General features: G+C 63.1%; 20 protein-coding genes. 9 read left to right on the top strand and 11 right to left on the bottom strand.

Annotated features, from left to right (window positions below; genetic code table 11):
* The first annotated feature begins 80 nt into the window (after positions 1–80).
* The 3 genes from J0O65_RS08910 (at position 81) to J0O65_RS08920 (ending at position 6,124) form a co-directional block, all read left to right on the top strand.
* Positions 81–2,486 (top strand): M1 family metallopeptidase, encoded by a 2,406-nt coding sequence (locus J0O65_RS08910; RefSeq protein ID WP_215406050.1) that lies wholly within the window; start codon positions 81–83, stop codon positions 2,484–2,486.
* A 118-nt stretch (positions 2,487–2,604) separates the two neighbouring features.
* On the top strand, positions 2,605–4,464 hold the full coding sequence (locus J0O65_RS08915) for a M1 family metallopeptidase (RefSeq protein ID WP_215406051.1): 1,860 nt from the start codon (positions 2,605–2,607) through the stop codon (positions 4,462–4,464).
* A 22-nt stretch (positions 4,465–4,486) separates the two neighbouring features.
* Entirely contained in the window at positions 4,487–6,124 is a 1,638-nt protein-coding gene (locus J0O65_RS08920) for a serine hydrolase (protein WP_215406052.1), read from the top strand.
* 41 nt (positions 6,125–6,165) lie between these two features.
* Here J0O65_RS08920 and J0O65_RS08925 read toward each other — a convergent pair whose 3' ends face one another.
* Together J0O65_RS08925 and J0O65_RS08930 are read right to left on the bottom strand one after the other, a co-directional pair.
* A complete protein-coding gene (locus tag J0O65_RS08925) occupies positions 6,166–6,996 on the bottom strand; it encodes a class I SAM-dependent methyltransferase (protein ID WP_502793550.1) in 831 nt (276 codons plus the stop codon).
* Between the two features lie 85 nt (positions 6,997–7,081).
* Positions 7,082–7,741: a pyridoxamine 5'-phosphate oxidase family protein gene (locus tag J0O65_RS08930; protein WP_215406054.1), complete on the bottom strand. Its 660-nt coding sequence runs from the start codon at positions 7,739–7,741 to the stop codon at positions 7,082–7,084.
* A gap of 109 nt (positions 7,742–7,850) precedes the next feature.
* On the opposite strand from J0O65_RS08930, the gene pdxR reads away from it, so the two are divergent.
* On the top strand, positions 7,851–9,323 hold the full coding sequence (pdxR, locus tag J0O65_RS08935) for a MocR-like pyridoxine biosynthesis transcription factor PdxR (protein WP_215406055.1): 1,473 nt from the start codon (positions 7,851–7,853) through the stop codon (positions 9,321–9,323).
* Between the two features lie 22 nt (positions 9,324–9,345).
* Here the strand turns inward: pdxR and J0O65_RS08940 are convergent, their stop codons facing one another.
* The 8 genes from J0O65_RS08940 to J0O65_RS08975 form a co-directional block, all read right to left on the bottom strand.
* Positions 9,346–10,125: a spermine/spermidine synthase domain-containing protein gene (locus tag J0O65_RS08940; protein ID WP_215406056.1), complete on the bottom strand. Its 780-nt coding sequence runs from the start codon at positions 10,123–10,125 to the stop codon at positions 9,346–9,348.
* A 58-nt stretch (positions 10,126–10,183) separates the two neighbouring features.
* Positions 10,184–10,708: an FxDxF family PEP-CTERM protein gene (locus tag J0O65_RS08945; protein ID WP_215406057.1), complete on the bottom strand. Its 525-nt coding sequence runs from the start codon at positions 10,706–10,708 to the stop codon at positions 10,184–10,186.
* A 239-nt stretch (positions 10,709–10,947) separates the two neighbouring features.
* Entirely contained in the window at positions 10,948–12,264 is a 1,317-nt protein-coding gene (locus J0O65_RS08950; protein WP_251373611.1) for a sensor histidine kinase, read from the bottom strand.
* 14 nt (positions 12,265–12,278) lie between these two features.
* Positions 12,279–13,631, bottom strand: a complete 1,353-nt coding sequence (locus J0O65_RS08955; protein ID WP_215406061.1) for a sigma-54-dependent transcriptional regulator — start codon at positions 13,629–13,631, stop codon at positions 12,279–12,281.
* Positions 13,632–13,659: 28 nt separating this feature from the next.
* Positions 13,660–14,898, bottom strand: a complete 1,239-nt coding sequence (locus J0O65_RS08960) for an ABC transporter permease (RefSeq protein WP_215406063.1) — start codon at positions 14,896–14,898, stop codon at positions 13,660–13,662.
* A 28-nt stretch (positions 14,899–14,926) separates the two neighbouring features.
* Positions 14,927–16,249, bottom strand: coding sequence for an ABC transporter permease (locus J0O65_RS08965; protein ID WP_215406065.1), 1,323 nt, complete (start codon positions 16,247–16,249; stop codon positions 14,927–14,929).
* Positions 16,250–16,258: 9 nt separating this feature from the next.
* Positions 16,259–16,975, bottom strand: coding sequence for an ABC transporter ATP-binding protein (locus tag J0O65_RS08970; protein WP_215406067.1), 717 nt, complete (start codon positions 16,973–16,975; stop codon positions 16,259–16,261).
* Positions 16,976–17,002: 27 nt separating this feature from the next.
* Positions 17,003–18,268 (bottom strand): efflux RND transporter periplasmic adaptor subunit, encoded by a 1,266-nt coding sequence (locus tag J0O65_RS08975; RefSeq protein WP_215406069.1) that lies wholly within the window; start codon positions 18,266–18,268, stop codon positions 17,003–17,005.
* A 376-nt stretch (positions 18,269–18,644) separates the two neighbouring features.
* Between J0O65_RS08975 and J0O65_RS08980 the strand changes: the two genes are divergently transcribed.
* Positions 18,645–19,946 carry a MutS-related protein gene (locus J0O65_RS08980; protein WP_215406071.1) on the top strand — a complete coding sequence of 434 codons (1,302 nt, stop codon included), beginning with the start codon at positions 18,645–18,647 and terminating at the stop codon, positions 19,944–19,946.
* Between the two features lie 9 nt (positions 19,947–19,955).
* On the opposite strand, the gene J0O65_RS08985 is transcribed toward J0O65_RS08980, so the two are convergent.
* Positions 19,956–21,881, bottom strand: coding sequence for a phosphoethanolamine transferase (locus tag J0O65_RS08985; RefSeq protein ID WP_215406073.1), 1,926 nt, complete (start codon positions 21,879–21,881; stop codon positions 19,956–19,958).
* A gap of 425 nt (positions 21,882–22,306) precedes the next feature.
* Between J0O65_RS08985 and rpsL the strand changes: the two genes are divergently transcribed.
* The 4 genes from rpsL to tuf form a co-directional block, all read left to right on the top strand.
* Positions 22,307–22,690, top strand: coding sequence for a 30S ribosomal protein S12 (gene rpsL, locus J0O65_RS08990; protein WP_010394376.1), 384 nt, complete (start codon positions 22,307–22,309; stop codon positions 22,688–22,690).
* 152 nt (positions 22,691–22,842) lie between these two features.
* Positions 22,843–23,313, top strand: coding sequence for a 30S ribosomal protein S7 (rpsG, locus tag J0O65_RS08995; protein ID WP_010394377.1), 471 nt, complete (start codon positions 22,843–22,845; stop codon positions 23,311–23,313).
* Positions 23,314–23,421: 108 nt separating this feature from the next.
* The gene (fusA, locus tag J0O65_RS09000) at positions 23,422–25,527 is read left to right on the top strand and encodes an elongation factor G (RefSeq protein WP_131378985.1); all 2,106 of its coding nucleotides are present in this window, start codon (positions 23,422–23,424) and stop codon (positions 25,525–25,527) included.
* Between the two features lie 72 nt (positions 25,528–25,599).
* On the top strand, positions 25,600–26,708 hold a 1,109-nt coding region (gene tuf, locus J0O65_RS09005; protein WP_215406075.1), incomplete at its 3' end, for an elongation factor Tu.

Genomic DNA, 26,708 nt, shown 5'->3' on the forward strand with positions numbered 1-26,708 from the left:
GACTTCGACAACAATGATCGATCTGCAAACAGACTCGACTTAGAATGCAGTCTGTTCACGACTCCCCGATGGAATGCGCCATGCCGGTCCTCGTCCGCTTGCTTGCCTTGTATTGCCTGTTGCTTGCCTCCTTGTCCGGCCAGTGCGCCGGCGTGCCGTTCGACGACAAGTTCCGCCAGCTCGATGAGCTGCTGCCCACGCCGACAGCCTACCGCACCGCGTCCGGCGCGCCGGGCCACGCCTACTGGCAGCAGCGCGCCGATTACGTGATCCGCGCCACGCTCGACGAAGAACGTCGCGCAATCACGGCCAGCGAACAGATCACGTATCACAACCGCTCGCCCGACAGCCTGGCGTATCTGTGGCTGCAGCTGGACCAGAATGGCATCCGCAAGGACGCGGACCAGCGCCGCGTATTGAGCGCGCCGTCGCGCCAGGCCTGGCTCAGTGGCAGCGAGGATGAGGCATTGAAATTCGAGGACTGGCGTGCCATCCAGGAAGGCCGCACCTTTGATGGCGGCTTCAATCTCGCCAGCGTCAGGTCGGCTGGCGGCAAGCCGCTGCATTACGTGATCAACCAGACCATGCTGCGCATCGATTTGCCGGTCGCGCTGGCGCCGGGCCAGAGCATCAGTTTTCATATCGACTGGTCCTATAAAATCAACGATCAGAAGGTGCTGGTCGAGCGCTCCGGCTATGAATATTTTGAAGACGACAAGAACGCGATTTTCCAGATCGCGCAGTGGTTTCCGCGCATGGCCGCGTATTACGACGCCGTCGGCTGGCAGCACAAGCAGTTCCTCGGCTCCGGTGAATTCACGCTGGAGTTTGGCGACTACGAGCTGTATCTGACGGTGCCGGGCGACCACGTGGTGGCGGCCACGGGCGAGCTGCAAAATCCTGCCGCCGTGCTGAGCGCGGCGCAGCGCGAGCGCCTGGCGCGGGCGAAAAACAGCGATACGCCGCTGCTGGTGATCACGCCGGAAGAGGCGCTGGCGGCGGAAAAGGGTAAAGCCACAGGCATGAAAACCTGGCACTTCAAGGCGGCCAATGTGCGCGACGTGGCGTGGGCGTCGAGCCGCAAGTTCATCTGGGATGCGCAGGGGCTCAATAGCGGCGGCAAGCGCGTGATGGCCATGTCGTATTATCCGAACGAGGGCAATCCGCTGTGGCAGCAGTACAGTACGCGCGCCGTCGTGCACGCCATCGAGCAATACAACAAGTACAGTTTCGACTACCCGTATCCGAACGCGGTTTCCGTCAATGGCGCCGTGGGCGGCATGGAGTATCCGATGATCTCGTTCAATGGCGGACGCCCCGTGAAGGACAAGAAAACGGGGGAACGCACGTATTCGAAGACGACGAAGTATGACCTGATCGGCGTGATCATCCACGAAGTGGGGCACAATTATTTTCCCATGATCGTCAACTCGGACGAGCGCCAGTGGACGTGGATGGACGAAGGCCTCAATTCCTTCCTGCAGTACCTGGCCGAGCAGGCGTGGGAAGAACATTTCCCTTCCTGGAATGGCGAACCGCGCAAGATCGTCGACTACATGCGCAGCCAGAACCAGGTGCCCATCATGACCAACTCCGAATCCTTGCTGCAGTTCACGGCGAACGCCTACGACAAGCCGGCCACGGCGCTCAACATCCTGCGCGAAACCATCCTCGGGCGCGAACTGTTCGACTTCGCCTTCAAGCAGTACGCCTTGCGCTGGAAGTTCAAGCGCCCCACGCCCGCCGACTTTTTCCGCACCATGGAAGACGCGTCCGGCACCGACCTGGACTGGTTCTGGCGCGGCTGGTTCTATACCACCGACGCGGTCGACATCAGCATCGACGGCATCAGCGAATATGGCGTGAGCACGAAGAATCCGGAAGTCGAGAAAGCGTGGAAGAAGGCGCAGAAGGCGGCGCAGCCCATCTCGATCTCGGACCAGCGCAACAAGGCGCTGCCGAAGAAGGTCGACGCCGATCCGGCGCTGAAGGATTTCTATAACCGGCACGATGAATTCACGGTCACCAACAAGGACCGCAACAGCTATGCGGAAGAGCAGGAAACGCTGGAGCCGTGGGAGAGAAAGCTGCTGGAACAGCGCAACCTGGGCAAGCATCTGTACCTGGTCGACTTTTCGAATCTGGGCGGCCTGGTGATGCCGCTGATCCTGGAAATCGAACTCAAAAGCGGCAAGAAGATCATCGAGCGCGTGCCGGCCGAAGTGTGGCGCTATGCGCCGCACAAGATCAGCAAGGTCATCATCACGGATGAGCCGATGGTGGGCCTGGTGCAGGACCCGTACTGGGAGACGGCCGACATCGACACCAGCAACAACGCCTGGCCGAGAAAAATCACGCCGTCGCGCCTGGAATTGTTCAAGCTGGACCGCGACAAGAACAACCTGATGAAGGATTTCAATACGCCGCTGAAAACGCCCGAGGCCAAGGCCGAGGCCAAGGCCGAGATCAGGCCGGAAGCAAAATAGGGAAACAGCGCCGGCCGGTCCGGCGCTTTTTTCTGCCGGCCCGCGCCGGAAGTGCTATTCTGCGCGACGCCCCGGCGCACACGGACCGGGGCTTTCGCAAATCATTCAAAAGACGACCATGCAAACTTTGACCTTCCTGCGCGCGCTGGGCTGTGCGCTACTTTGCCAGGTGACCCTGGCCGCGCACGCCGACCCCCTCAGCTACGCGCGCTACGACCAGGTGCGCACGCGCGACCTGCAGCTGGACCTGAAAGCCGATTTCAAGCAAAAGACCCTGTCCGGCTATGCCGAGCTGTCCTTGAACTGGATCGATCCGGCGGCGCGCACCCTGGTGCTCGATACGCGCGATTTGTCGATCGCGAAGGTGCAGGTACAGGACAAGCGCGGCGCATGGCAGATGGCGCCGTATCAGCTGGACAAGGCCGACCCGGAAAAGGGCCAGGCGCTGCGCATCACCACCACCGGCCAGCCGGGCAAGGTGCGCGTCTACTATCACACGGCGCCGAACGCCATCGCGCTGCAGTGGCTCACGCCGCAGCAAACCATGTCGGGCAAGCTGCCTTTCATGTTCAGCCAGTCGCAAAGCATCAACGCCCGCTCGTGGGTGCCGTCGCAGGATACGCCGGCCGTGCGTTTCACCTATGGCGCGCGCATCGAGGCGCCAAGCGGCATGCGTGTCGTGATGAGCGCCGAGAATGACGACAAGGCGACGGGCAAGGGCGGCTGGAAATTCAGGATGCCGCAGCCGATTCCCTCGTACCTGCTGGCCATCGCCATCGGCGAACTGGAAGTACGCAAGCTCGGTCCCCGTTCGGCCGTGTATGCGGAACCGCCGCGCATCAAGGCGGCCGAGTACGAGCTGGCCGACACGGAAAAGATGATCCAGGCGGCCGAGGCGCTGTACGGCCCGTATGGCTGGGGACGCTACGACATGATCGTGCTGCCGCCATCGTTCCCCTACGGCGGCATGGAAAATCCGCGCCTGACCTTCCTCACGCCGACCATGATCGCGGGCGACCGCAGCCTGGTCGACCTGATCGCGCATGAACTGGCCCACTCGTGGTCGGGCAACCTGGTCACCAACGCGTCGTGGAAGCACATGTGGCTCAACGAAGGTTTCACCACCTACGTCACCACGCGCATCGTCGAGCAGCTGTATGGCAGCGAAGTGGCGCAGATGGGCGTGCAGGTCGACCAGGAAGAACTGGCCGCCTCGATCAAGGAACTGCCGGCGGCGAAAACGGCACTGATCACGCGCGACGCGGACGCCAATCCGGCCGAAACGTACACGGACGACGGCATCATCTACCCGAAAGGCGCGTGGTTCCTGGCCACCATGGAGCGTCGCGCCGGCCGCGCCGTGTTCGACCCCTTCCTGCGCGGCTGGTTCGACCAGCATGCGTTCCAGAGCGTGACGACGGAGCAGTTCATCACCTACCTGCGCAAGAACCTGCTGGCGCAGCATCCGGACGTGATGCCGCCGGCGGAACTTGATGAGTGGCTGTATGGGACGGGCGTGCCGGCCAGCGCGCAGCGCGTCGTCTCGCCGCGCCTGGCGCTGCTCGACCAGCACCGCGACGCCTGGCTCAAGGGCGAGCTGTCGACCAAAGACCTGGGCATGGACAAGTGGATCGCCATCGAATCGATGCACTTCCTGAACGACATCAACAACAAGGCCAGCGCGGCGCAATTGCGCGAACTGGACCAGGTCTACGGCGTGGGCAAGAGCGGCAACAATGAAGTCGCCTACCGCTTCTATCTGGCCTCCGTGAACGCCGGCTACGACGTGCGCCAGCCCTTGCAGGCATTCCTGATGAGCGTGGGCCGCCAGAAGTTCGTCGTGCCCCTGTACGGCGCCTTGATGAAGACGCCGCAAGGCCATGCCTGGGCCAAGGACGTGTATGCGCAGGCGCGCGAACGCTACCACCCGGTGACGCAGGAAAGCGTCGATAAACTGATGGCCGCGCAAGCGCATTGAACCTTCCTTGGACATCCTGACCATGCATACCATGAACCGTCTCGCCGCCGCCATCGTGCTGGCGTTTTCCAGCATCGCCTTGCCGGCGCTGGCCGTTGATGCAGTCCCCGTCGTTGCCGCCGCACCGGCGCCCGCGCCCGCCTTCGATCTTGAGCGCGACGTCGCCACCGCCCTGAAAGTGTTCGACGTGCCTGGCATGGCGATCGCCATCGTCAAGGATGGCAAGATCGTCACCGCCAAGGGCTTTGGCGTACGCAAGCTGGGCGAGCCGGCCGCCGTCGATGCACAGACTTTGTTTGAAGTGGCATCGAACTCGAAAGGCTTCACGGCCGCCGCGCTGGCCATGCTGGTCGACGATGGCAAGCTGGTCTGGGACGATCCCGTCACCAAGCACCTGCCCGGCTTCCAGATGCACGATTCCTACGTGACGGGCGCCATGACCGTGCGCGACCTGCTGACGCACCGCAGCGGCCTGGGCTTGGGTGCGGGCGACTTGCTGTGGTGGCCGACCACCACGTTTTCCACCGACGAGATCATCGAGAAGCTGCGCTACATCCGCCCGGCCACGAGTTTTCGCAACAGCTATGCCTACGATAACCTGCTGTACATCGTGGCCGGCAAGATCATCGCCGACAAGGCGGGAAAAAGCTGGGGCGAGGCCATGCATGAACGCATCCTGGCGCCGCTGGGCATGACGGGCACCACCACCAGCCTGGCGGAAAACGCGGGCAAGTCCGACATCGCCAGCGCGCACAGCAAGATCGACGGCAAGATCACCGCCGTCAAATCCATGCCCGTGCCGAACGCCGTGGGCGCCGTCGGCATCAACACGAATGCGGAAGATATCGCCAAGTGGATGATGGTGCTGCTCGACGGCGGCAAGATCGCCGGCGTGAAGGACAAGGATGGCAAGGATGCGCGCCTGTTCAGCGAAAAGCAGGGCCGCGAAATGTGGACGGCGCAAACGCCGATCAAGATTGCCGAGCCGAAGCCGGCGCTGGCCGCGACGAAGCCGAACTTCAGCGCATATGGCCTGGGCTTCCAGCTGCGCGACTACAAGGGCATGAAGGTCGCCATGCACGGCGGCGCGCTGCAGGGATTTTATTCGCGCGTGGTGATGGTGCCGGAAGCAAAGCTGGGCGTGGCCATCCTCACCAATGCGGAAAATGGCGGTTCCATGACGGCGCTGCAATGGCGCATCCTCGACCATTACCTGCAGGCGGCGCCGTCCGACTGGCTGGCGCTGGTGGCCAAGGTGGAGCAGGAGCAGCATGCCGAGGAAGTGAAAAAGCAGCGCAAGGCATCGAGCGCGCGCGCGGCCAGATCGCAGCCATCGCTGCCGCTGGCGGCGTACGACGGCGAATATGAAGACGCCTGGTATGGCAAGGTCGTGATCAAGCCGGAGGGGAAAAAGCACATCCTCACTTTCACGCGCACGCCGGACTTGACGGGCGAGCTGGAACACTGGCAGCACGACACCTTCATCGTGCGCTGGAAAGAGCGCAATTTCAACGCCGACGCCTACGTGACGTTCTCGCTCAATCCCGACGGCAGCATCGACCGGGTCAAAATGGCGCCCGTGTCGGCCGAGACGGATTTCAGCTACGACTTCCAGGACCTGAGCCTGGTGCCGGTGAAGCCGAAGGAAGGCAAGAAGTAAAGCAGGAATCAGAAGGCCACCGTGAGGTGGCCTTCTGCACATTATGGCTTGACGAACTTCAGGGTCATGCGGTCGCTCTCGCCGATGGCCGTGTAGCTGGCCCGCTCCACATCCTTGTTGGCGTAGGTGGGCGGCAGCGCCCAGACGCCGCCCTGGTGGTCCGCCGTGTCTTTCGGATTGGCGTTGATGTCCGACTTGGCCGCCAGCCTGAAACCCGCGCCTTCGGCCAGCTTGATCACATACGCTTCGTGCATGTAGCCGCTGCTGGCCGTGGCGTCCTGCGCCCTGTTCGCCGGCAGGCGGTGCTCGACGACGCCGAACACGCCGCCTGGTTTCAGGCTGTCATACACTTCCTTGAACAGGGTCTGCATGCCGGCTTCGCCGATCGGGATCCAGTTGTGGATATTGCGGAAGGTGAGCACCATGTCGGCCGTGCCCTTGGGCGCGATGCGGTAGGTGGTGGGCGGCGCGAAGGCGCCGATTTCCACCTTGCCGAAAGCGGCCGGATTGGCGTCGAGTTTCTGCTGGAAGCGCGCCGCGCCGCGGCGTGCGCCTTCGCTGCTGGACTGCGGGTCGTTGCCGGCGGCGATCAGCTTGCCGTGCTCGCGCAGGTAGGGCGCCAGGATTTCCGTGTACCAGCCGCCGCCGGGCGCCAGTTCGACCACCGTCATGGTCGGCTTGATGCCGAAGAACGTCAGCGTTTCATACGGGTGGCGGGCGCCGTCGCGCAGCGCGTTGGCCGGCGTGCGCGCACTGCCGGCGATGGCAGCCTTCAGGGCCGCGTCGTCCGTGTCGGCGGCCAGTGCCGCGCCGCTGCCGCCACAGGCCAGCATGACCGTCAGGGCCGCGGCCAGGGATACTCGCTTCATCATCATATGCTCCATGCGTGATTGGATCGGTTGGTAACTTGGTGGCGATCGCCATCAACGCCGATCATCGGGCAAGCGCGCCGGCCGGTCAAGCGGATTCCATGCCCCATGCGGCGGCATACGCGGGCATGGCGCTGGTGTTGAGCGCATCGGCGATGGCCGCGCCACGGCCGTGCGTAAACGGCAGTTCGCCCGTCCAGACGACGTGCGCCATGTCGCCCGCGTCGTCCAGTGGGCCACCCTTGCGCTGCTTGACGGCGCATTCGTCGAGCGCGATGCGCAGCACGGTGGTGGCCGCGTATTCCTTGGCGCTGCCGCCGCGCACGTGCGCCAGGCGTCCCGGCGCCAGCTTTTCCATCAACGCATCCATGGCCGCATGCTGCTGGCCGATATCGCTTACTTTTTCAAACTGCCCGTACACCATCGCCGAGCGGTAGTTCATGGTGTGGTTGAAGGCGGAGCGCGCCAGTACCAGGCCGTCGAGATGGGTCACCGTCACGCACACGTCCGTATCGCGCAGAAGCTGCTTGAGCATGCGGCTGCCGTTCGAGCCATGGATGTACAGGTGGCCGCCGATGCGCCAGCAGGCGGTCGGGATGCAATGGCTGCCGTGCTCGTCCTGGAAGGCGATATGGCACAGATAGGCCGCGTCGAGGATAGCGTACAGGGCGGCTTGCTCGTAGCTGGCCAGTTCGGCGACGCGGCGCACGCGGGTACGGGGGCTGGGAGGCAGGGCGGTAGCGGTCATGGCGGAAATCCGGTTGGTTGAGGAGACAGGCCGCACTATAATCGGCATCTGGCCCTGAAAAAAGATCCAGAACTGATAAATAATGTAGAGCCACGATGAGGGGAAGCGCATGGATTTCGCTTTGCTGCTGAATGCATTCGAGCGCACGCACCGCGAGCGGGGCTGGCCGCGCCAGCGCCTGCTGCATGAATGCCTGCGCGCGGCGATCCGCAGCGGCCAGCTGGCGCCCGGCGCGCGGCTGGCCGCCACGCGCGTGCTGGCCGCGGAACTGGGACTGGCGCGCAATACCGTGCTGTACGCCTACGAGCAATTAGCCAGCGAAGGGTTTGTCTTGCCGGACCGGCGCGGCACCGTCGTCGCCGGCAGCGCCGGCGTGCCGGCGGTATCGCCGGTGGGCGGCGCTCAGGATGGCTTGTCGCGCCGCGCCCGGCATTTGCGCGGCGTGGCGGGACAGGATGTGAATGCGGCGTTGGTGTTTCCCGCCGACGCGATGGGTGCGTTCGCGCCAGGCGTGCCGGCGCTCGACGAATTTCCGCTGGCGCAGTGGCGGCGCATGCTGGACCGCGCGTGGCGCGCGCTGACGCCGCGCCAGCTCAATTACGGCGACCCGGCCGGCGAGCCGCAGCTGCGCCTGGCCATCGCCGAGCATTTGCGCGCCGCGCGCGGCGTCGTCTGCGATGCGGGCCAGGTGTTCATCACGGACGGCACGCAAAGCAGTCTCGATGTCTGTCTGCGCGCCTTTGCCGACCAGGGCGATACACTATGGATCGAGCATCCCGGCTATGGCGGCGCGCTGGCGGCGGGCCGTGGCGCCGGCCTGCAGGTCACCGGCATCGCCGTCGACATGGATGGCATCGCGCCGACGGACGACGACTGGCACGCCACGCCGCCGCGCCTGATCTACACGACGCCGTCGCACCAGTATCCGACGGGCAGCGTGCTCAGCCCCGCGCGCCGCATGGCGCTGCTCGAACGCGCGCGTGCCGCGGGCGCCCTGATCATCGAAGACGATTACGACAGCGAATTTCGCCATGGCGGCCCGCCGCTGGCCGCCATGCAGGGCCTGGTGGCCGACGCGCCCGTCGTGTACCTGGGGACCTTCAGCAAGACCATGTTTCCCGCCTTGCGCCTGGCTTTTATCGTCGTGCCGGCCGCGCTGGCGGGGGCCTTCGCGCAGATGCAGGCGCAGGGCGCCGCGCGGGGCCGCGTGGCCGAGCAGCTGGCGCTGGCCGAGTTCCTGCGCAGCGGCCTGTTTGCGCGTCACGTGCGGCGCATGCGCCGCCTGTACCGCCAGCGCCGCGACGCCCTGGGCGAGGCCTTGCTGCGCCATGCGTGCGGGGGCGCGGCCATCCATGGCGGCACGGCCGGCATGCACCTGGCGCTGCGTTTTCACGATGGCGCATGGGACGACCTGGCGCTGAGCCGGCGCGCCGCGCAGGATGGCATCGTGGCGCTGGCGCTGTCCGCCCATGGCACGGGCGAGGGCGCCGGCTGGAACGGCTTCCTGCTCGGATATGCGCAGGTGCCGGCCGAACACATGGATGGCCTGGCGCGTCGCTTGGGCGCGCTGCTGCCGGCGTGATGCGGCGTTTTGTTTAAATGCCTTACTGCTGGTCCTGCATCCACTGCTTCAAGCCGTTGACCCAGTTCTTGGCGGGCAGGTTGAACTGCTTCTTGATGGTGGCGGCGCGTTCGTATAACTCGCTGAAGTCGAGCGATGGCGATTTCTTGAAGGCCAGCACGACGATGTTTTCATCTTCCATTTCCGGCACCCAGACGACGGCGTCGAAGACCAGTTCCATCGCCTGCAAATTCTTGTCGTAGTTGGGGAAGTCGCCGAAGACATTCGTGCACATGATGCCGTCGTCCGTCAGGCAGTCGAAGCAAGCCTGGTAGAACTCGGGCGTGTCGAGCACGGGGCCGCGCGCGTCCTCGTCGTACAGGTCCACCTGCAGCGCGTCGACCGTGCCGTGGTTGGCGGGGTCGAACACGAAGTCGAGCGCATTCATTTCGCGCACGTCGAGGCGCGCGTCGTTCGGCGGCAGCGCGAACTGGGCGCCGCAGATGGCGATCACGTTCGGATTGAGTTCGATGGCCGTGACCGTGGCGTCGGGGAAGCGGCGGTAGCTGAATTTGGTCAGCGCGGCGCTGCCCAGGCCCAGTTGCACGATGCGTTTGGGCTGCGTCTTGAACAGCATCCACATCATCATCATCTGCACGTATTCGAGTTCGATGGCGTCGGGCTTGTCCAGGCGCATGGCGCCCTGCACCCACTTGGTGCCCAGGTGCAGGTAGCGGATGCCGCGGTGTTCGGTGGTGGTAGCGGGCGGGTGGCCAGGGTGGCTGAAAGCGGCGTGGCTGGTGGAGATAAAATCGGTCGTCATGCCGCCAGTGTAGCAGCCACATGAAAAAAGACGCCGTGGCGTCTTTTGGGTGGTGCGTTCAAGCTTGCTTGCGGCGTCGCGCCAGGAAGCCGAGTATGCCCAGGCCGGCCAGCAGCATGCCATAGGTTTCCGGTTCAGGAACGGGAGCCAGGTTCAGGTTGAAGACGCCGCCATAGCTGCCGCCCTTGGTGTTGCCCATGACGGTGAGGACCAGCGGGCCATTGAACAGGATGCTCGTCGGCGCCAGGACTTCGCCCTGGGCATAGCCAAAGACGGTGGGGCCGCCAAAGCCGCTGAGCGAAATGCCGTTCAGGTTGGCGCCGGTGAAGTGGATGGAGGAACTGTCCGAGCCCGTGACGGACAGGTTGGCCAGGAACGCTTGCGCGGTGGAACCGAAGGTCGCATTCGGTGTGAACGTGAAGGTATCCGTGAAGTCGCCGAGCGGGCTGGGCACGGCGTTGAAGCCGCTGGTCCACAGATTGCCCGTGGTGTTGACGAGGTTGACGGTGTAGGCGGTGGCGCTGGCGCTGCCGATGGAGGCAGCACCGAGTACTGCCGCTGCGATGAGTGATTTTAGTTTCATGTTGATCCCCGCGAAAAGACGATTAATGTTTCAAAAAAAACCGTACCGCGGTGATAAATTATCGCCAAGATATTTCGTTGTCAATGAGCTATTTTTATATCATTATGCAAACTTAAATAGCTTATTTCTAACATACGGGCATGCGGCGCAAATAGTTGTGTAATTTAAAACTCTAATTATCAATATTGCACCGAAAAATAATTGCGGAGAGTGTGCTTTAAAAATCGTTACCCGAGGAACTAATTTCTGTCCAGCAAAGGAAGAATCAAGGTGACGGCCAGTCCGCCGCCCTCGCGGTTGGCCAGGGTGATGCGCCCGCCATGGGCTTCGGCGATTTCGCGCGCCAGGGCCAGGCCAAGTCCCGTGCCGCTGCGCTTGGTGGAGTAAAACGGCACCAGCGCGTTTTCCAGGACGGCGCCGCTCATGCCCGGCCCGCGATCGCGCACTTCGATGCGCAGCTGGCCATGCGCCTGGCTCACGTGCAGGCCGATATGCTGTAGCGTGGAGCCGGACTCCTGCGCGTTCTTGAGCAGGTTCAGCAGCGCCTGCTGCATTTGCGCCGCATCGAACACGGCCGCCTGCGCGGGCGGCGGGCCGTCCAGCGTGAAGGCCACTTGCGAGGCCAGGCTGTCGAGGAAGGGGGGCCATTCGCACGGCGCCAGGCGCGGCGCGGGCAGCTTGGCAAAGCGCGCATAGCCGAGGATGAAGGTTTCCAGGTGGCGCGTGCGCTCCTCGATGGTGGCGAGGATCTGCGGCAGGCGCTCCGTCTGGCCGCGGCGCACCAGCTCGGCGCCGGAATGGGCCAGCGAAGCCAGCGGCGCCAGCGAGTTGTTGAGTTCATGGCTGATGACGCGGATGACTTTTTTCCAGGTCTGCACTTCCTGGCGGCGCAGTTCCAGGGTCAGCTGGCGCAACAGCAGCAGTTCGTGCTTGCGCCCGTTCAGGCTGAAGCTGCGCCGCGCCAGGTGATATACCTCTTCCTGTTCCCCTTCGCCGCTGGTAAACAGGCCGTCGTTGCGGCGCGCCAGCGCCTCGGCCAGGGCCGGTGATGCCTCGCGCACGATGTCGGTCAGGCGCTGTCCTTCCAGGCGCCGTCCCTGGTGCAGCAACTGGCGCGCGGCCAGGTTGGCGTAGACGATGGCGCTGCCCTCGGCCACCAGCAGCATGGCCACCGGCGTATTTTGCACCATGGTGTCGAGCAGCAGTTCGCGCTGCACCAGGTCCAGGCGCTGCTTGCGCAGCACGTCGCCGAGCGCATTGTGAGCCGCCACCAGGTCGGCCAGTTCATCGTTCTGCGGCCAGCGCAAGCTGAAGCCGAAGTCGCCGTCCTGGTAGCTGGCGACCGTGCCGCTCAAGGCGCGAAACAGGGACAGCATCGCTTGCAGCTGCGCGCGGATGGTAATGACGGCCACCGGCAGCACGCACAGCAGCGTACCGGCCAGCACCAGCAGCGGCTGGCCGGGTAAAAAATGCGCGAGCAGCAGGGCGATGACGATGCCCAGCACCAGCAAGGTGACGATCAGCGCCGTCCAGCGCGTGAGCAGGGAAAGGCGCATGGGACGGTAGGCCATCAGCCGCGCGCGATGCCCAGGCGCTCCATGCGCCGGTACAGCGCCTGGCGCGACAGCCCCAGTTCCTGCGCCGCCTGCGCCACCACGCCGTGTGCGCGCGCGAGCGCCGCGGTGACGCTGTCGCGGTCCGGTTCCGTCGCGGCGGCATCCTGCGGCGCGCGCAGCGACGGCACGCCCGCCAGCGGCAAGCCTGTTTCCTGCGCGCGGATCACGGCACCGGCCGTCAGCAGGCTGGCGCGCTGCATGACGTTTTTCAGTTCACGCACATTGCCCGGCCAGCCGTGGGCCAGCAGGGTGGCTTGCGCCTGCGCGTCGAGGGATTTTTCATTGCCCAGGAAATGTTGTGCCAGCACCAGGATGTCCAGCGGGCGCTGGGCCAGCGGCGGCAGGCGCAGCTCGATCACGTTGAGGCGGTAGAACAGGTCTTCGCGAAACGTGCCGGCCTTGATCATCGCCGGCAGGTCGGCGTTGCTGGCGCTGATGACGCGCACTTTCACTTGCCGTTCGCGGTTCGAGCCGAGGCGCTCGAAGCGTCCCGTTTCCAGCACGCGCAGCAGTTTCATTTGTCCGGCCAGCGGCAGGTTGCCGATCTCGTCGAGGAAGAGCGTGCCGCCGTCGGCCGCGTCGAACTTGCCGTCGCGCGCGCGCGTGATGCCGGTGTAGGCGCCTGCCTCGGCGCCGAACAGTTCCGCCTCGATCAGCTCGACCGGCACGGCGCCGCAATTGAGCACGACGAAGGGGCCGCTGGCGACCTGGGAATTGGCTTGCACGATGGCGGCGATGCGCTCCTTGCCGCTGCCGTTCGGCCCTGAAATAAGCACGGGCACGTCGGCGCGCGCCACCTGGCACGCCAGGTGCACCACTCTTTCCGTGGCCGGGTCTTGCCACACCATGCCGCGCAAGTCGAAGTCGTGTTCCAGCGCGTGGCGCTGGCGCTGCTCGGCCACCACGCGCTGGCGCAGCGCGCGGTTGGCCTGTCCCAGTTCCAGCAGATTCTGCACGCTGGCGATCAGGCGCCGGTCATCCCATGGCTTGGCCAGGTAGTCGGCCGCGCCGGACTTGATCAGGTCGACGGCCGCGTCGAGCTGGGTCCATGCCGTCAGCAGGATGACGGGCAGGTCCGGGTAGCGCGCGCGGATGGCATGGAACAGCGCGCCGCCTTCCTCGCCCGACGTGGTGTCGGCCGTGAAGTTCATGTCCTGCACCACCAGGTCGATGGCGTGGCGCTCGAGCAGGTGCAGGCCCTCCTCGGGCGAGGCGGCGCGCACGGCGTCGATCTCGTGCAGGGAGAACAGCACGTCGAGCGCGATGGACACGGCGGCATTGTCGTCGATAATCAGTACGGTAGGCATGCGCGCAGCATATCACTGAGGTGGCGGCTCAGGTACTGCGGGTGGCAGTGGCCGGCGAAATACTGGCCGCGCGCCATGCCGGGCCGTACACGGCGCCCACGCCCAGCAGCCAGAATACCAGCGCGCCGGCCAGCAGGTAGCCGGGCGGCAGGCGCGCCATTTCCAGCTGGCTGACCAGCAGCTGGTTCAAGCCCAGGGCCAGCAGCACGCCGCCCGCCACGCCGACGCTGGTGATCATGAAATTCTCCGTCAAAAAATAGCGCAGGATGTCGATGCGGCGCGCGCCGAGCGCGCGCCGCACGCCGATCTGCTTCCTGCGCTGCGTCACCCACAGGCTGGCGATGCCGACGATGCCGCTGGCGGTGACCAGCAGCAGCAGGGTCGACACGGCGATCAGCATCCAGGACAGGCCGCGGTCGGCCCGGTAGCGCAACTGGCGGTGCTGTTCCAGGGTGTCGGTGCGCACCAGCAGGCGGTCGCTGCTGGAAGTGCGGATGGCTTGCTCGGCTTCCTGCATCAGGCGGTCGCGCTGGCCAGGGGCGGCCCGCACTGCGTATATCAGATTATCGCGCCCGCCCGTCAGGCGTGCCGGCAGCAGGGCCGAATACTCGCCTCTCTGCTTGACCTGCGCGCCCTGGGTCTGCAGCCGCTCGACGATGCCCACCACGCGCAGTTCCGGATCGTCCGAGCCGGTACCCTGGTACAAGGACTTGCCGACAAAGCTGGTCTCGCCGGGCCAGATTTTCTGCGCCGCCGCCCGCGTCAGTATCACAACCTTGGGCGAGCTGTCGTCGACATCTTCATCGATCTCGGGCACCTCGTCAGGCCGGAAATCGCGCCCCTCCACCAGCTGCAAGCCATACGTTCGGATCAGCGAATCGGGACTGAAATAGGTGGAGACTTCGGCGCTGGGCGAGGCCTGTCCCCGCTTGACCGACACGCTGGTGTAGTTGCCCGAACGCGACAGTACCGCCTGCGAGGTCTGCGCCACCGATAGCACTCCCGGGAGCGCGCGCAGCAGGGCCGCCTGGCGCCGCTGCTCGGCCAGCTGGCGCTGGTGGCCGCCGCGATTCATGTTCTGGATATTGACATAAAAAATGTCGTTTTCAGCGGCCACGCCGGTGGGCCGCGCGGCCACGGCCTGGCGCAGGTTCACGATGTGCAGGGCGTTGGCCAGGATGGCCAGGCTGATGGCGACCTGCACGGCCACCAGAATGGCGCCGGTTTTGCTGCGCATCAGCGCCGACAGGATGGGACGTATTTCCATGCTGGACCTCATAGTGAATAAGTGGGTGTCATTGGGACTTGAGCTGGATCGCCGGCGTCACCTGGCAGGCGCGCCAGGTCGGCAACAGGCCGGCCAGCAGGGCCGCCAGCACCGACATGGCAAACGTCAGCAGCAGCATCGGCACATCCATGTGCGCCACGGTGCCCAGTTCCTTCGACTGCTGGCTGACCACGGCCAGCACGCCAAACGCCAGCAGCAGGCCGATCACGCCACCGGCCAGCCCGATCACGCCGCTTTCGATCAGGAACTGGCGGAAGATGTCGCGCCGCGTGGCGCCCAGCGCGCGGCGGATGCCGACCTCGCTGGCGCGCACGGAAAACTTCGCCAGCAGCAGGCCGATGGTGTTGACCAGGCATAGCAACAGAAAGCCGAAGGCCAGCCATGCCGCCAGTTTGTTGTCGTTGTCGACCACTTGCAGGTAGCTCATCCATTCGTTCAAGTCATACAGCTTGTTGGGCGCATTGCGCATCATGCGTCCCAGCTTGCGCTGCTCTCCCGCATAGGCATCCAGATATTGCTGCAACTGGCCACGCTCGCCGCTGCCGGCCATTTCGAACCAGAACTGCAGCCAGGTGCAGCCCGAGGCGAGCATGCCCTGGTAGCCGGGAGCGGTCTGGTCGCCATGGCAGCTCATGCCGCCGTCGTGTCCCGTCTCGTGGCGAATCGCGCTGGCAAACGGGATGAAGAATTCATCTTCGGGACCGAATGCTCCCTTGCTGCCGATGATGTGGTGGGGCCGTGGCACCACGTCCCAGGTCGCCAGCACGCCCGTTACCATGTAAGGCCGGCCCAGCACCGTGACGCGCTGGCCGACCGGGTTGTGCGTGCCGACCAGTTTTTCGGCCAGCGCACGGCTCAGGACGATCACGTCGGCGCCGCTGGCGTCATCGGCTTCGCTCCATGGCTGGCCATGCAGGAAGGGGGCTTCGAACATGGTAAAAAATTCGCGGGTGGGCGCCATGCCCTGGGAGTTGAAGGACCCGATATCCTTGCGCGCCGGCTCGACCGGACCGGCCACGCCGTACATGACGGTGCGGCGCACGCCGATTTTGCTGGCCATGAAATTGCGCGCATCGATATAGCTCATCTGCATTTGTGCAAAGCCCGGTTTTTCACCGGGGACATAGCCCTTGACGGGCAGGATGTCGATCACCGGCACGAACATGCGGTCGCTCTTGTGCGGCAGCGGGTCGCCCGACATGGCGTGCAGGATGGTGACGGTGGCCACGCTGGCGGCCACGCCGACGGCCAGGGTCAGCACCATCAGCGCGGTCAGGGCGCGGTTGCGGCGCAGGCTGCGCAAGCCCAAGGTGAAATAGTAGCGGAACATGTGCTCTCCTTACGCGGTCGCCGGGTGCTGCGGCCTGGCCGACAGCGTGGCGTGGTGCTGCACCAGGTCCGACACCTGGCCGTCGATGATGTGCACGTTGCGTTGCGAACGCAGCGCCAGTTCGGGATCGTGCGTCACCATCAGGATGGTGGTGCCTTGCGCGTTGATGTCTTCCAGCAGTTCCATCACGCCGCGCGCCATCTGCGTGTCCAGGTTGCCCGTCGGTTCGTCGGCCAGCAGCAGCTTGGGCGAGCCGGCCAGCGCGCGGGCGATCGCCACGCGCTGCTGCTGGCCGCCCGACAATTCGGCCGGATAGTGTTTCATGCGCGAGGCCAGGCCCACCTTGGCCAGCGCGTCCTCGATGCGCTCCTTGCGCTCGGCGCGGTTGAAGCCCCGGTAGCGCAGCGGCACGTCGACGTTGTCGAACAGCGACAGGTCGGGGATCAGATTAAACCCCTGGAAGATGAAGCCGAGTTTCTCGTTGCGCAGGCGCGAGCGGGCATTGTCGTTCATGCCTTTCACGTTGACGCCGTCGAGGATGTATTCGCCATCGGTGAATTCCTCCAGCAGGCCGGCGATGTTCAGGAAGCTCGTCTTGCCCGAGCCGGACGGCCCCGTGACGGTGACGAATTCACCTTGTTGCACATGGATGTCGAAGCCGCGCAGCGCGTGGGTTTCGATCATGTGGGTGCGGTAGACTTTGCTCAGGTTGTGCATGCGCAGCATGGAGGGCTCCTGGTTGGATGAGTGTTGTTAGTTGAGCGAGACGCGGGCCGCGTTCGCGAAGTTTTCCGTGCCGGCGACCACCACCTTGTCGCCCAGCTTCAAGCCGTCGAGGATTTCCACGGCCGCGACACTGGTCGCGCCCAGCTTGATCGGCGTGCGGATGGCCACGCCGTCGCGCACGACGTAGGCGAAACGGCCGCCTTCAGCTTCGACGAAGGAGCCACGCGCCAGCATCAGCACATTCGGCTTTTCATCGATCAGCAGGCGCGCCGCCACGCGCTGGTTCTGGCGCAGGCCGGCCGGCTGCGCGCCGTCGAAACGCACGCGCGCCAGCACCTGGTTCTTGACCACTTCGGGCGACAGCGCCGACAGCTTGCCGGTCGCCCGGATGGCGCCCGTTTCGATCTCGGCGCGCATGCCCAGGCCCATGTCGGCCACATAGGTCTCAGGCACTTCGAGCTCGACTTCCAGCTGCGACAGGTCGACCAGGGTCATCAGGGCCGTATTGGCTTGCACCACGCTGCGGTTGGCCACCGACAGGGTGCCGATGAAGCCATTGACGGGGGCGCGCACGGTCAGTTCGTCGACCCTGCGCTGGGCATTGTCGCGCACCAGGCGCTGGCGTTCGAGTTCATTGCCTTTTGTTTTCAGGGCCAGGGTCACGTCCTCGCTTTCCAGGCCCGCCGCCTGCGAGGCGTGCTTGCTGCGGATGTCGGCCGAATTCAAGGCATCCCTGGCCTTCTGGTAATCGATCTTGGCGATGATGCCGACCTGCGCCACGCTTTCATAGCGTTCCAGCGTGCGCTGCGCGGACAGGCGCTCGATTTCGGCCGTATCGGCTTCGCGGCGCGCCAGCAGCTTCTGCTTCTTGGCCAGGATCTGCTGGCGCGCCACTTCCGCTTCCAGCTGCTGCACGCTCGATTGCTCGCGTTTCAGCGCGTCCGACAGGTCGGGCGATTCCAGCACGGCCAGGATGTCGCCCTTCTTGACCGTGTCGCCGGCCTTCGCCTTCAGCGTGACGGTGGCCACCGTGGTCGAATACAGGGTGGGGCTGATGGCGGCCACCACGCGGCCATTCACCGCCGCGTCGCGGATCAGGGTGCCGCGCGTGACGTCGGCGATGCGCAGGCGGCTGCTGTTGACGGAATGCTCGCTGTTGCGCCAGCCGGCCACGACAGCGATGGCGGCGCCGATGACGATGACGGCGCCGGCCAGCAGCAGGGCGCGTCGCTGGTGGCGCTGGCCGGGCGGGACGGACAGTACGGCGTCTTGGGAAGAGGTATCGCGGATCATGGTCGGGTCTCGTGAAGGATGCCGTTTCCAATGCACGATCCGTGCCAGTTGTTAAGCTATTGATTTGAATGGGAAAAATTTTTGGCGTCCGGCTGTCCGCCGTGTCCGCGCTGTCCGGCATCTCCGTCCGCGCAGATTGCACTTAATAAATTGGCAATCGTCTGCATCTGCTGTGGCGACTCCTTTTTGACTCCTCCCCAGGCGCCATGCATCCATTCCTCCAGCAACTTTTCCCTGCCCGCGCCTGTGCGCCGGCGCTTGATTATCCTTTCGCGCGCAGCTGGCGCGCGAAACCAGCATCCTCGGCCAGCAGGAGCTGCACCGGCGCCTGAGCGGCGGCCAGGCCGATCCTGCCTCCATCGCGCGCGTCCGGCGATTGCTGGACGATCCGGCCCAGGCGGCCAGCCTGCAGCGCGCCTGCCTGCCCTTGCGTCAGGCCGACACGGAAGTGAGCGAGACCTTGTTCGGTGCGGCGCTGGCATCGCCACCCTGGTGGAGCGCCTGGCTATCGCTGGTGCCGCTGGCCTTGTTGCTGGCCATCGCCGCCAGCTGGCTGGTGGGCTGGCCGGCGCTGTTTGGCGTGCTGGCCGCCTGTGTGGCGCTGATGAACGTGCAGGTACGTTTTTACGAAAGCGCCAAGCTATGGGAACGCACGCTCGCTACCTTGCGCCAGCTGTTGAAAACCCGTGCCACGCTGGCGCGGCTCGAGGTGCCGGCAGTTTTGCCATGGGCGGCCGGCGGCGCGCAGGCGGCCAAGCTGACGCGCGCCATCGAGCGCTCGCTGCTGCATTACGTGCCCTTCATCGATACGCTGCTGGTCGAGTATGGCGACTGGCTCCTGTTGAAAAACGTCAAGCGCTACTTCCGCACGCGCCAGCTGGTGACGCAGCAGCTGCCCTTTCTGCGCGACAGCTTTACCCAGGTGGCCCGGCTGGAAGCGGACCTGGCTCTGGCGCGCCACCTGCGCGCTAGCACGCAGTTTTGCTGGGTGCAGCAAGCCGATGCGCGGCAATTGTCGCTCGACGCCATGGTGCATCCGCTGCTCGATGGCGCTGTACCGCTGTCGTTGCGGCTCGATGGCCGCGGCGCCTTCATTTCGGGCCAGAACGCCATCGGCAAAAGCACCTTGCTGCGCGGCGTCGGCCTCAATCTGATCAGTGCGCGCGCCTTTGGCTTTTGCCATGCGCAGGCGGCCCGGGTGCCCATGCTGCCCCTGTATGCGAGCATGCAGAACGAAGACTCGCTCGATGGCGGCGAGAGTTTATATATCGCCGAATTGCGGCGCGCGCGCGAATTGCTGGCGCTGGCCGAGGGCGGGGCGCCGGCGCTGTTTCTGATCGATGAAATCTTCCGCGGCACGAACCATCTGGAGTCGGTGGCGGCCGCCGCCGCCGTGCTGCACAGCCTGGCCGCGCAGCACCTGGTGCTCGTCTCGTCGCACAACCTGGTGCTGGGACCGTTGCTGGAAGACTGCCTGGCGCCATGGTGCGTGCGCCGCGATGACGCGGGCGCGCTGCAGCTGGCGCCCGGCGTGCTGCAGGCCACGAATGGCATCGCCTTGCTGGCGCAGCGCGGTTTTGACGCCGGCATCGCGGACAAGGCCGGGCGCGTGTTCGACTGGCTCAGCACGCACATGGCGCAACCGGCCGATTGCGGCGGCGTGCTCGCACGGGCTTGATGGCCGCGCTTACTTGTCCTGCTTTTCCGGCGTGCTCTTGTCGATCACTTCGCGGCAATCGCCGCGGATGATGGCGTTGTCGTAGTTGGTCCAGCCGTAGCTGTCGACGTAGCGCTTGTGCTGCTTGAAGCGGGGGCTGGCGATGCTCCATTCGGGCTGTTCGCCGGCGAAGCGGATGTCGCCCAGGTCGAGCAGGGTGTGGAACATGTTTTCCGTCGACAGGCGCGCCTTCCGGTGGCGCTGCAGCTGCGTCACCTTGTCCGGATAGTGTTGCTGGAATTGCGGCGAATACCAGACGAAGGCGGGCACGTGGAATTCGAACTGCGTGTTATGCCCGTGGAAGGCCAGGCGGCAACTGCCGTCGTACAGGGTCTGGCCGTGGTCGGCCACGTAGACGAGCGAGCTGCGCAGGGCGGTGCGCTGGCCATCGTCCTTCAGCATGCCGATCACGTGCGACAGGAACCAGTCCGTGTACAGGATGGAACTGTCGTAGCTGTTGTTCAGCTGTGGCTTGATGGCCGTATCCGTGTAGACGGGCTTGTCGACGCCGAACAGCGACGGCTGCCACTTGTCGAACGATTTCGGATAGCGCTGGCTGTAGTTCCAGTGGCTGCCCAGGGTGTGCAGCACGATGAGTTTTTTCGGCGCCGGGTCGGCCAGCGCGTTCTTGAACGGGTCGAACAGGATCTGGTCGAAGTTCGAATTGTTGGTAAAGCCGCCCAGGTTCAAAAATTGCACCACGTCCGCTTCCTTGGTAAACACGGAAACGGGCGTATCGAACTGACCGAACGAGATCTGGTTCGACAGCCAGTACGTCTTGAAGCCCGCTTCCTTGTAGGCGGTGAGGAAGGATTTTTCCGAGAAGCCATCCTTGAGGCTTTGCGTGGCCGGCTTGCGCGAGATGATCACGGGCACGGACAGGCGCGTGGCGGAAACGGCCGTGATGACGTCGGCCAGCGGCACCAGGTTGGCTTCCTGTTTCAGCAGGGGATTGGTGTCGCGCTCGTAGCCGTTCAGGCTCCAGCGGTCGTAGCGCGACGATTCGCCGATCACCATGACCACCACTTCCGGATGGGGATCGGGCTGTTGCTGGTGCGCGCCGAAGCGGAAGCTGCTGCTTTTCCGTCCCAGCTCGGCCAGGTACTTGCGCTCCTTGTAGAAATCGAAGCCGCGCGCGGCCAGGCCGAAGGGCCAGGAATTGCTGACGGTGTCGACGGCGTAGGGCAGGCGCGCCCAGTGGGGCAGGCTGGGCCAGCCCAGGCCCGTTTCATCGGCGCCGGCGATGCTGGCGTTCTCCGGCTTGCTGCTTTCCTCGTCCTCCTCGGCCGTCTCGTCGTCGGCCGAGCTGGCGTCGCCGAAGCCGGAGGCGCCCGCCTTGCCGCTGGCCGCCGGTAGGCTGGCCTTGGCGGACGCGGGAGCGCTGTGCAGGACCTTGGCGTCGAAGCCGAATTCGTAGCCATACCACCAGAAGCCGCCCAGCAGGATCAGCGATATGAAGGCGGCCGGGCGCGTCTTGCCACGCCAGTCCAGGTCGCGCGTGCGCGTGGCCGCAAACCAGCCGAGCAGGCACCAGGCGATCACGCCCAGCATGACGGCGCCCATCAGCCACACTTTTTGCCCGAGGAATTCCATCGCTTCCTTGGGGCTGGTTTCGAAGATGATGCCCAGGTGGTGCGTGGAAATGCCCTGGCCATAGAAGATGAACAGGTAGATTTCCGTCGGCAGGGCCAGGAAGGCGGGCACCAGCAGCCAGTGGAAGTACGCGGGACGCTTGAACACGCTCCAGACGGCCAGCCAGGCCAGCAGCTCGAAGGTGAGCATCTGCCAGGGATGCTCGATCGCACGCCCCAGCAGCGCGGGCACGAAGGGCACGGCCGTCAGCAAGGCATACGTCAGGAGCAGGAACAGATTGGCGGGGCGAAGCAAGGAGCGCATAAAGGAGGGCAACGAAAAATGTCCGCTATTATCAATCCTTTTGTTGTCTTGCGGTCATACAAGAATGCGCGCGTCCGATGCTTGGTTGCAGGGAAAGAATGTCAAATGATTAATCGTTTCCCGATGCCGGCGTCCGCGCGGTGTTGCCAAAGATTAGTCAAAATGCCACAAACACCCGCGTTTTTTGCCTTTTTTTATAGCAAAAAGCGGTAAACTGATTGACCCCCTGTAACACAAGGTCTAAACTAGCGAGTTCTCGATTTTATTCTGCTCATCGTCTACGTATTGCTTGGCATTTCATGGCCGCTCCTTATCGAGTGGCTGCGGGCGCCTCCGGTGCGCAGTAGATGAAAGCGGGACGAGGTTTTAGTCGCCGGGCATCTTGTCCGGGTTATTAATCGTAGTTTTTTGTTGGATTTATAACGATGCCAACCATCAATCAATTGATTCGCAATCCACGCGTCGCTTTGACCGTGAAGAGCAAATCGCCGGCGCTGGAAAACAGCCCGCAAAAACGTGGCGTCTGCACACGTGTTTACACCACGACTCCAAAGAAGCCTAACTCGGCTCTGCGTAAAGTCGCTAAAGTTCGCCTGACCAATGGTTTCGAAGTCATTTCGTACATTGGCGGTGAAGGCCATAACCTGCAAGAGCATAGTGTTGTGCTGTTGCGCGGCGGCCGCGTCAAGGATTTGCCGGGTGTGCGTTACCACATGGTTCGCGGTGCCCTGGATACCCAAGGCGTCAAAGACCGTAAGCAATCGCGTTCGAAGTACGGTACCAAGCGCGCTAAAGCAGGCAAGAAGTAATAAGTTGTACGCAGCAAACCCAAGTTTCGCTCAGTGGCAACTAGCTAAGTGAATGTAGTCGACCGCATCTGGTCGAGTAAGTGGAGGACTATGATGGTCGTCCGCGAGTGTGCGAAGAACGCGCGCTCAACTGAAGATTGAAAGGAATTGATATGCCACGTCGTCGTGAAGTACCCAAGCGCGAAATTTTGCCAGATCCAAAATTCGGCAACACTGATGTCGCTAAATTTGTAAACGTGCTGATGCTGTCCGGTAAGAAATCGGTTGCAGAAAACATCATCTACGGTGCTTTCGAGCACATCGCAGCAAAATCGGGCAAAGATCCGCTCGAAGTTTTTGCTACCGCAATCAACAACGCCAAGCCGCTGGTTGAGGTGAAATCCCGTCGCGTCGGTGGTGCAAACTACCAGGTGCCGGTCGAAGTTCGCCCAGTCCGTCGTATGGCGCTGTCCATGCGTTGGTTGCGTGAGGCTGCTAACAAGCGCAGCGAAAAATCGATGCCACAACGCCTCGGCGGTGAGCTGATGGAAGCGGCTGAAAGCCGCGGCGGCGCGATGAAAAAACGCGACGAAGTCCATCGTATGGCTGAAGCGAACAAAGCGTTCTCGCATTTCCGCTTCTAATATAAAGCCAGCTACCGCAAGGCGGCTGTCAAGCATCTGTTGTTCGAGGCCGGGCTCATTTTTGCAAAAAAATGCTGCTCGGTTTTGTCCATTCATTTAGGATTAATTATGGCCCGCAAGACCCCCATTGAGCGCTATCGTAATATCGGTATCTCCGCTCACATCGATGCAGGTAAGACGACCACGACCGAGCGCGTCCTGTTCTACACCGGCGTGAACCACAAGCTGGGCGAAGTCCATGATGGCGCTGCCACCACCGACTGGATGGCACAGGAGCAAGAGCGCGGCATCACGATTACCTCGGCTGCTGTTACGTGCTTCTGGAAAGGCATGGCAAACAACTTCCCAGCGCACCACATCAACATCATCGACACCCCAGGCCACGTTGACTTCACCATTGAAGTGGAACGTTCGATGCGCGTGTTGGATGGCGCCTGCATGGTTTACTGTGCAGTCGGCGGCGTGCAGCCACAATCGGAAACGGTATGGCGTCAGGCTAACAAGTACAAAGTGCCACGTCTGGCCTTCGTGAACAAGATGGACCGTACCGGCGCCAACTTCTTCAAGGTCTACGATCAGATGCGTTCGCGCCTGAAAGCCAACCCGGTGCCTATCCAGATGCCTATCGGCGCTGAAGACGTCTTCACCGGCGTTATCGATCTGGTCAAGATGAAAGCGGTTATCTGGGACGACGCTTCGCAAGGCATGAAGTTCGAATACGAAGACATTCCTGCCCACCTGGCCGCCGATGCTGCCAAGTGGCGCGAGAACATGGTGGAAGCCGCTGCTGAAGCGTCGGAAGACCTGATGAACAAGTACCTGGAAGAAGGCGACCTGTCGGAAGCCGAGATCAAGGCTGCTCTGCGTCAACGTACCATCGCCAGCGAAATCGTTCCAATGCTGTGTGGTACCGCCTTTAAAAACAAGGGCGTACAAGCCATGCTGGACGCGGTCATCGAGTACCTGCCATCGCCTATCGACATTCCACCAGTACCTGGTCTGGATGAAGATGAGCAGCCGGTCGAGCGTAAAGCTGACGACAACGAGAAATTCTCGGCGCTGGCATTCAAGATCGCAACCGATCCGTTCGTCGGTCAGCTGTGCTTCATCCGTTGCTACTCGGGTACCCTGAATTCGGGCGACTCGGTATTGAACTCCGTGAAGCAGAAGAAAGAGCGTATCGGCCGTATCGTGCAGATGCAAGCGAACGAACGCGAAGAAATCAAGGAAATGCGCGCTGGCGACATCGCCGCCGTCGTGGGTCTGAAAGACACCACCACTGGCGATACGCTGTGCGACGACAAGGCAAGCGTGGTTCTGGAACGCATGGTCTTCCCTGAGCCAGTGATTTCGCAAGCGGTTGAGCCAAAAACCAAGGCCGACCAGGAAAAAATGGGCTTGGCGCTGAACCGCCTGGCAGCAGAAGATCCATCGTTCCGCGTGCGTACCGATGAAGAATCGGGCCAGACCATCATCGCCGGTATGGGCGAGTTGCATCTGGACATCATCGTTGACCGCATGAAGCGCGAATTCAACGTTGAAGCCACCGTCGGCAAGCCACAAGTGGCTTACCGCGAAACGATCCGTAAAGTGTGCGAAGAGTCGGAAGGCAAATTCGTCAAGCAATCGGGTGGTCGTGGTCAATACGGTCACGTGGTTCTGAAGATCGAGCCGCAAGAGCCGGGCAAGGGCTTCGAATTCGTAGACGCGATCAAGGGCGGTACCGTTCCTCGCGAATACATCCCTGCAGTTGAAAAAGGTGTGCGCGACACGCTGACTTCGGGCGTGATGGCTGGCTACCCAGTCGTTGACGTGAAAGTCACGCTGTTCTTCGGTTCGTACCATGATGTTGACTCGAACGAAAATGCATTCCGCATGGCCGCTTCGATGGCATTCAAAGATGGCTGCCGCAAAGCATCGCCAGTCATCCTGGAGCCGATGATGGCCGTGGAAGTGGAAACGCCGGAAGACTACGCCGGTACCGTGATGGGCGATCTGTCGTCGCGTCGCGGCATGGTGCAAGGTATGGATGAAATTGCTGGCGGTGGCGGCAAGATCATCAAGGCCGAAGTGCCTCTGTCGGAAATGTTCGGTTACGCCACGTCGTTGCGTTCGTCGACCCAAGGTCGTGCGACTTACACGATGGAATTCAAGCACTATGCTGAAGCACCTAAGCATGTGACTGAAGCAATCGTAAGCTCGAAAGCTAAGTAATAGAAGTTCCGGGCCGGCTTTCACGAGAATGCCGGTCCCTACATTTAAATCATTGTTCTAAGGAAGAATAAAATGGCAAAAGGTAAATTCGAACGGACCAAGCCGCACGTCAACGTCGGCACCATCGGCCACGTCGACCACGGTAAAACCACGCTGACCGCTGCAATCGCAACGGTTCTGTCGAAGAAATTCGGCGGCGAAGCCAAAGCATACGACCAGATCGATGCAGCTCCAGAAGAAAAAGCGCGTGGTATCACGATCAACACCGCCCACGTCGAGTACGAAACGGAAACGCGTCACTACGCGCACGTTGACTGCCCAGGCCACGCCGACTACATCAAAAACATGATTACCGGTGCCGCGCAGATGGACGGCGCGATCCTGGTGTGCTCCGCAGCTGACGGCCCAATGCCACAGACCCGCGAACACATCCTGCTGGCCCGCCAAGTTGGCGTTCCATACATCATCGTGTTCCTGAACAAGTGCGACCTGGTCGACGACGCAGAGCTGCTGGAACTGGTGGAAATGGAAGTGCGCGAGCTGTTGTCGAAGTACGAATTCCCAGGCGACGACCTGCCTATCATTAAAGGTTCGGCACGTATGGCGCTGGAAGGCAAAGAAGGCGAAATGGGCGTGGACGCAGTGCTGCGTCTGGCCGATGCGCTGGATGCTTACATCCCAACGCCAGAGCGCGCTGTTGACGGCGCCTTCCTGATGCCAGTGGAAGACGTGTTCTCGATCTCGGGCCGCGGTACCGTGGTAACCGGTCGTATCGAGCGCGGCATCATCAAGGTCGGCGAAGAAATCGAAATCGTCGGCATCACCGATACCGTCAAAACGACTTGCACCGGCGTGGAAATGTTCCGCAAACTGCTGGACCAAGGTCAGGCAGGCGACAACGTTGGTCTGCTGCTGCGCGGCACCAAGCGTGAAGACGTGCAACGTGGTCAAGTTCTGGCAAAGCCGGGCTCGATCAAGCCGCACGCCCACTTCACCGGCGAGATCTATGTTCTGTCGAAAGACGAAGGCGGCCGTCATACGCCATTCTTCAACAACTATCGTCCACAGTTCTACTTCCGCACGACGGACGTGACTGGTTCGATCGAGTTGCCAGCAGACAAAGAAATGGTCATGCCAGGCGATAACGTGTCGATCACCGTCAAGCTGATCAACCCGATCGC

Origin of the sequence: Janthinobacterium sp. JC611 (assembly GCF_018682595.1) — a bacterium.
Classification (GTDB): Bacteria; Pseudomonadota; Gammaproteobacteria; order Burkholderiales; family Burkholderiaceae_D; genus Janthinobacterium.

Bases quoted from the DNA above. Each gene is read 5' to 3' on its own strand.
- J0O65_RS08955 (WP_215406061.1), bottom strand. From the start codon at position 13,631: ATGCCTACCGTACTGATTATCGACGACAATGCCGCCGTGTCCATCGCG.
- J0O65_RS08970 (WP_215406067.1), bottom strand. From the start codon at position 16,975: ATGCTGCGCATGCACAACCTGAGCAAAGTCTACCGCACCCACATGATC.
- J0O65_RS08910 (WP_215406050.1), top strand. From the start codon at position 81: ATGCCGGTCCTCGTCCGCTTGCTTGCCTTGTATTGCCTGTTGCTTGCC.
- J0O65_RS08965 (WP_215406065.1), bottom strand. From the start codon at position 16,249: ATGTTCCGCTACTATTTCACCTTGGGCTTGCGCAGCCTGCGCCGCAAC.
- J0O65_RS08960 (WP_215406063.1), bottom strand. From the start codon at position 14,898: ATGGAAATACGTCCCATCCTGTCGGCGCTGATGCGCAGCAAAACCGGC.
- rpsG (WP_010394377.1), top strand. From the start codon at position 22,843: ATGCCACGTCGTCGTGAAGTACCCAAGCGCGAAATTTTGCCAGATCCA.
- fusA (WP_131378985.1), top strand. From the start codon at position 23,422: ATGGCCCGCAAGACCCCCATTGAGCGCTATCGTAATATCGGTATCTCC.
- J0O65_RS08925 (WP_502793550.1), bottom strand. From the start codon at position 6,996: ATGATGAAGCGAGTATCCCTGGCCGCGGCCCTGACGGTCATGCTGGCC.
- J0O65_RS08940 (WP_215406056.1), bottom strand. From the start codon at position 10,125: ATGACGACCGATTTTATCTCCACCAGCCACGCCGCTTTCAGCCACCCT.
- rpsL (WP_010394376.1), top strand. From the start codon at position 22,307: ATGCCAACCATCAATCAATTGATTCGCAATCCACGCGTCGCTTTGACC.
- J0O65_RS08915 (WP_215406051.1), top strand. From the start codon at position 2,605: ATGCAAACTTTGACCTTCCTGCGCGCGCTGGGCTGTGCGCTACTTTGC.
- J0O65_RS08975 (WP_215406069.1), bottom strand. From the start codon at position 18,268: ATGATCCGCGATACCTCTTCCCAAGACGCCGTACTGTCCGTCCCGCCC.
- pdxR (WP_215406055.1), top strand. From the start codon at position 7,851: ATGGATTTCGCTTTGCTGCTGAATGCATTCGAGCGCACGCACCGCGAG.
- J0O65_RS08945 (WP_215406057.1), bottom strand. From the start codon at position 10,708: ATGAAACTAAAATCACTCATCGCAGCGGCAGTACTCGGTGCTGCCTCC.
- J0O65_RS08920 (WP_215406052.1), top strand. From the start codon at position 4,487: ATGCATACCATGAACCGTCTCGCCGCCGCCATCGTGCTGGCGTTTTCC.
- J0O65_RS08950 (WP_251373611.1), bottom strand. From the start codon at position 12,264: ATGCGCCTTTCCCTGCTCACGCGCTGGACGGCGCTGATCGTCACCTTG.
- J0O65_RS08985 (WP_215406073.1), bottom strand. From the start codon at position 21,881: ATGCGCTCCTTGCTTCGCCCCGCCAATCTGTTCCTGCTCCTGACGTAT.
- J0O65_RS08930 (WP_215406054.1), bottom strand. From the start codon at position 7,741: ATGACCGCTACCGCCCTGCCTCCCAGCCCCCGTACCCGCGTGCGCCGC.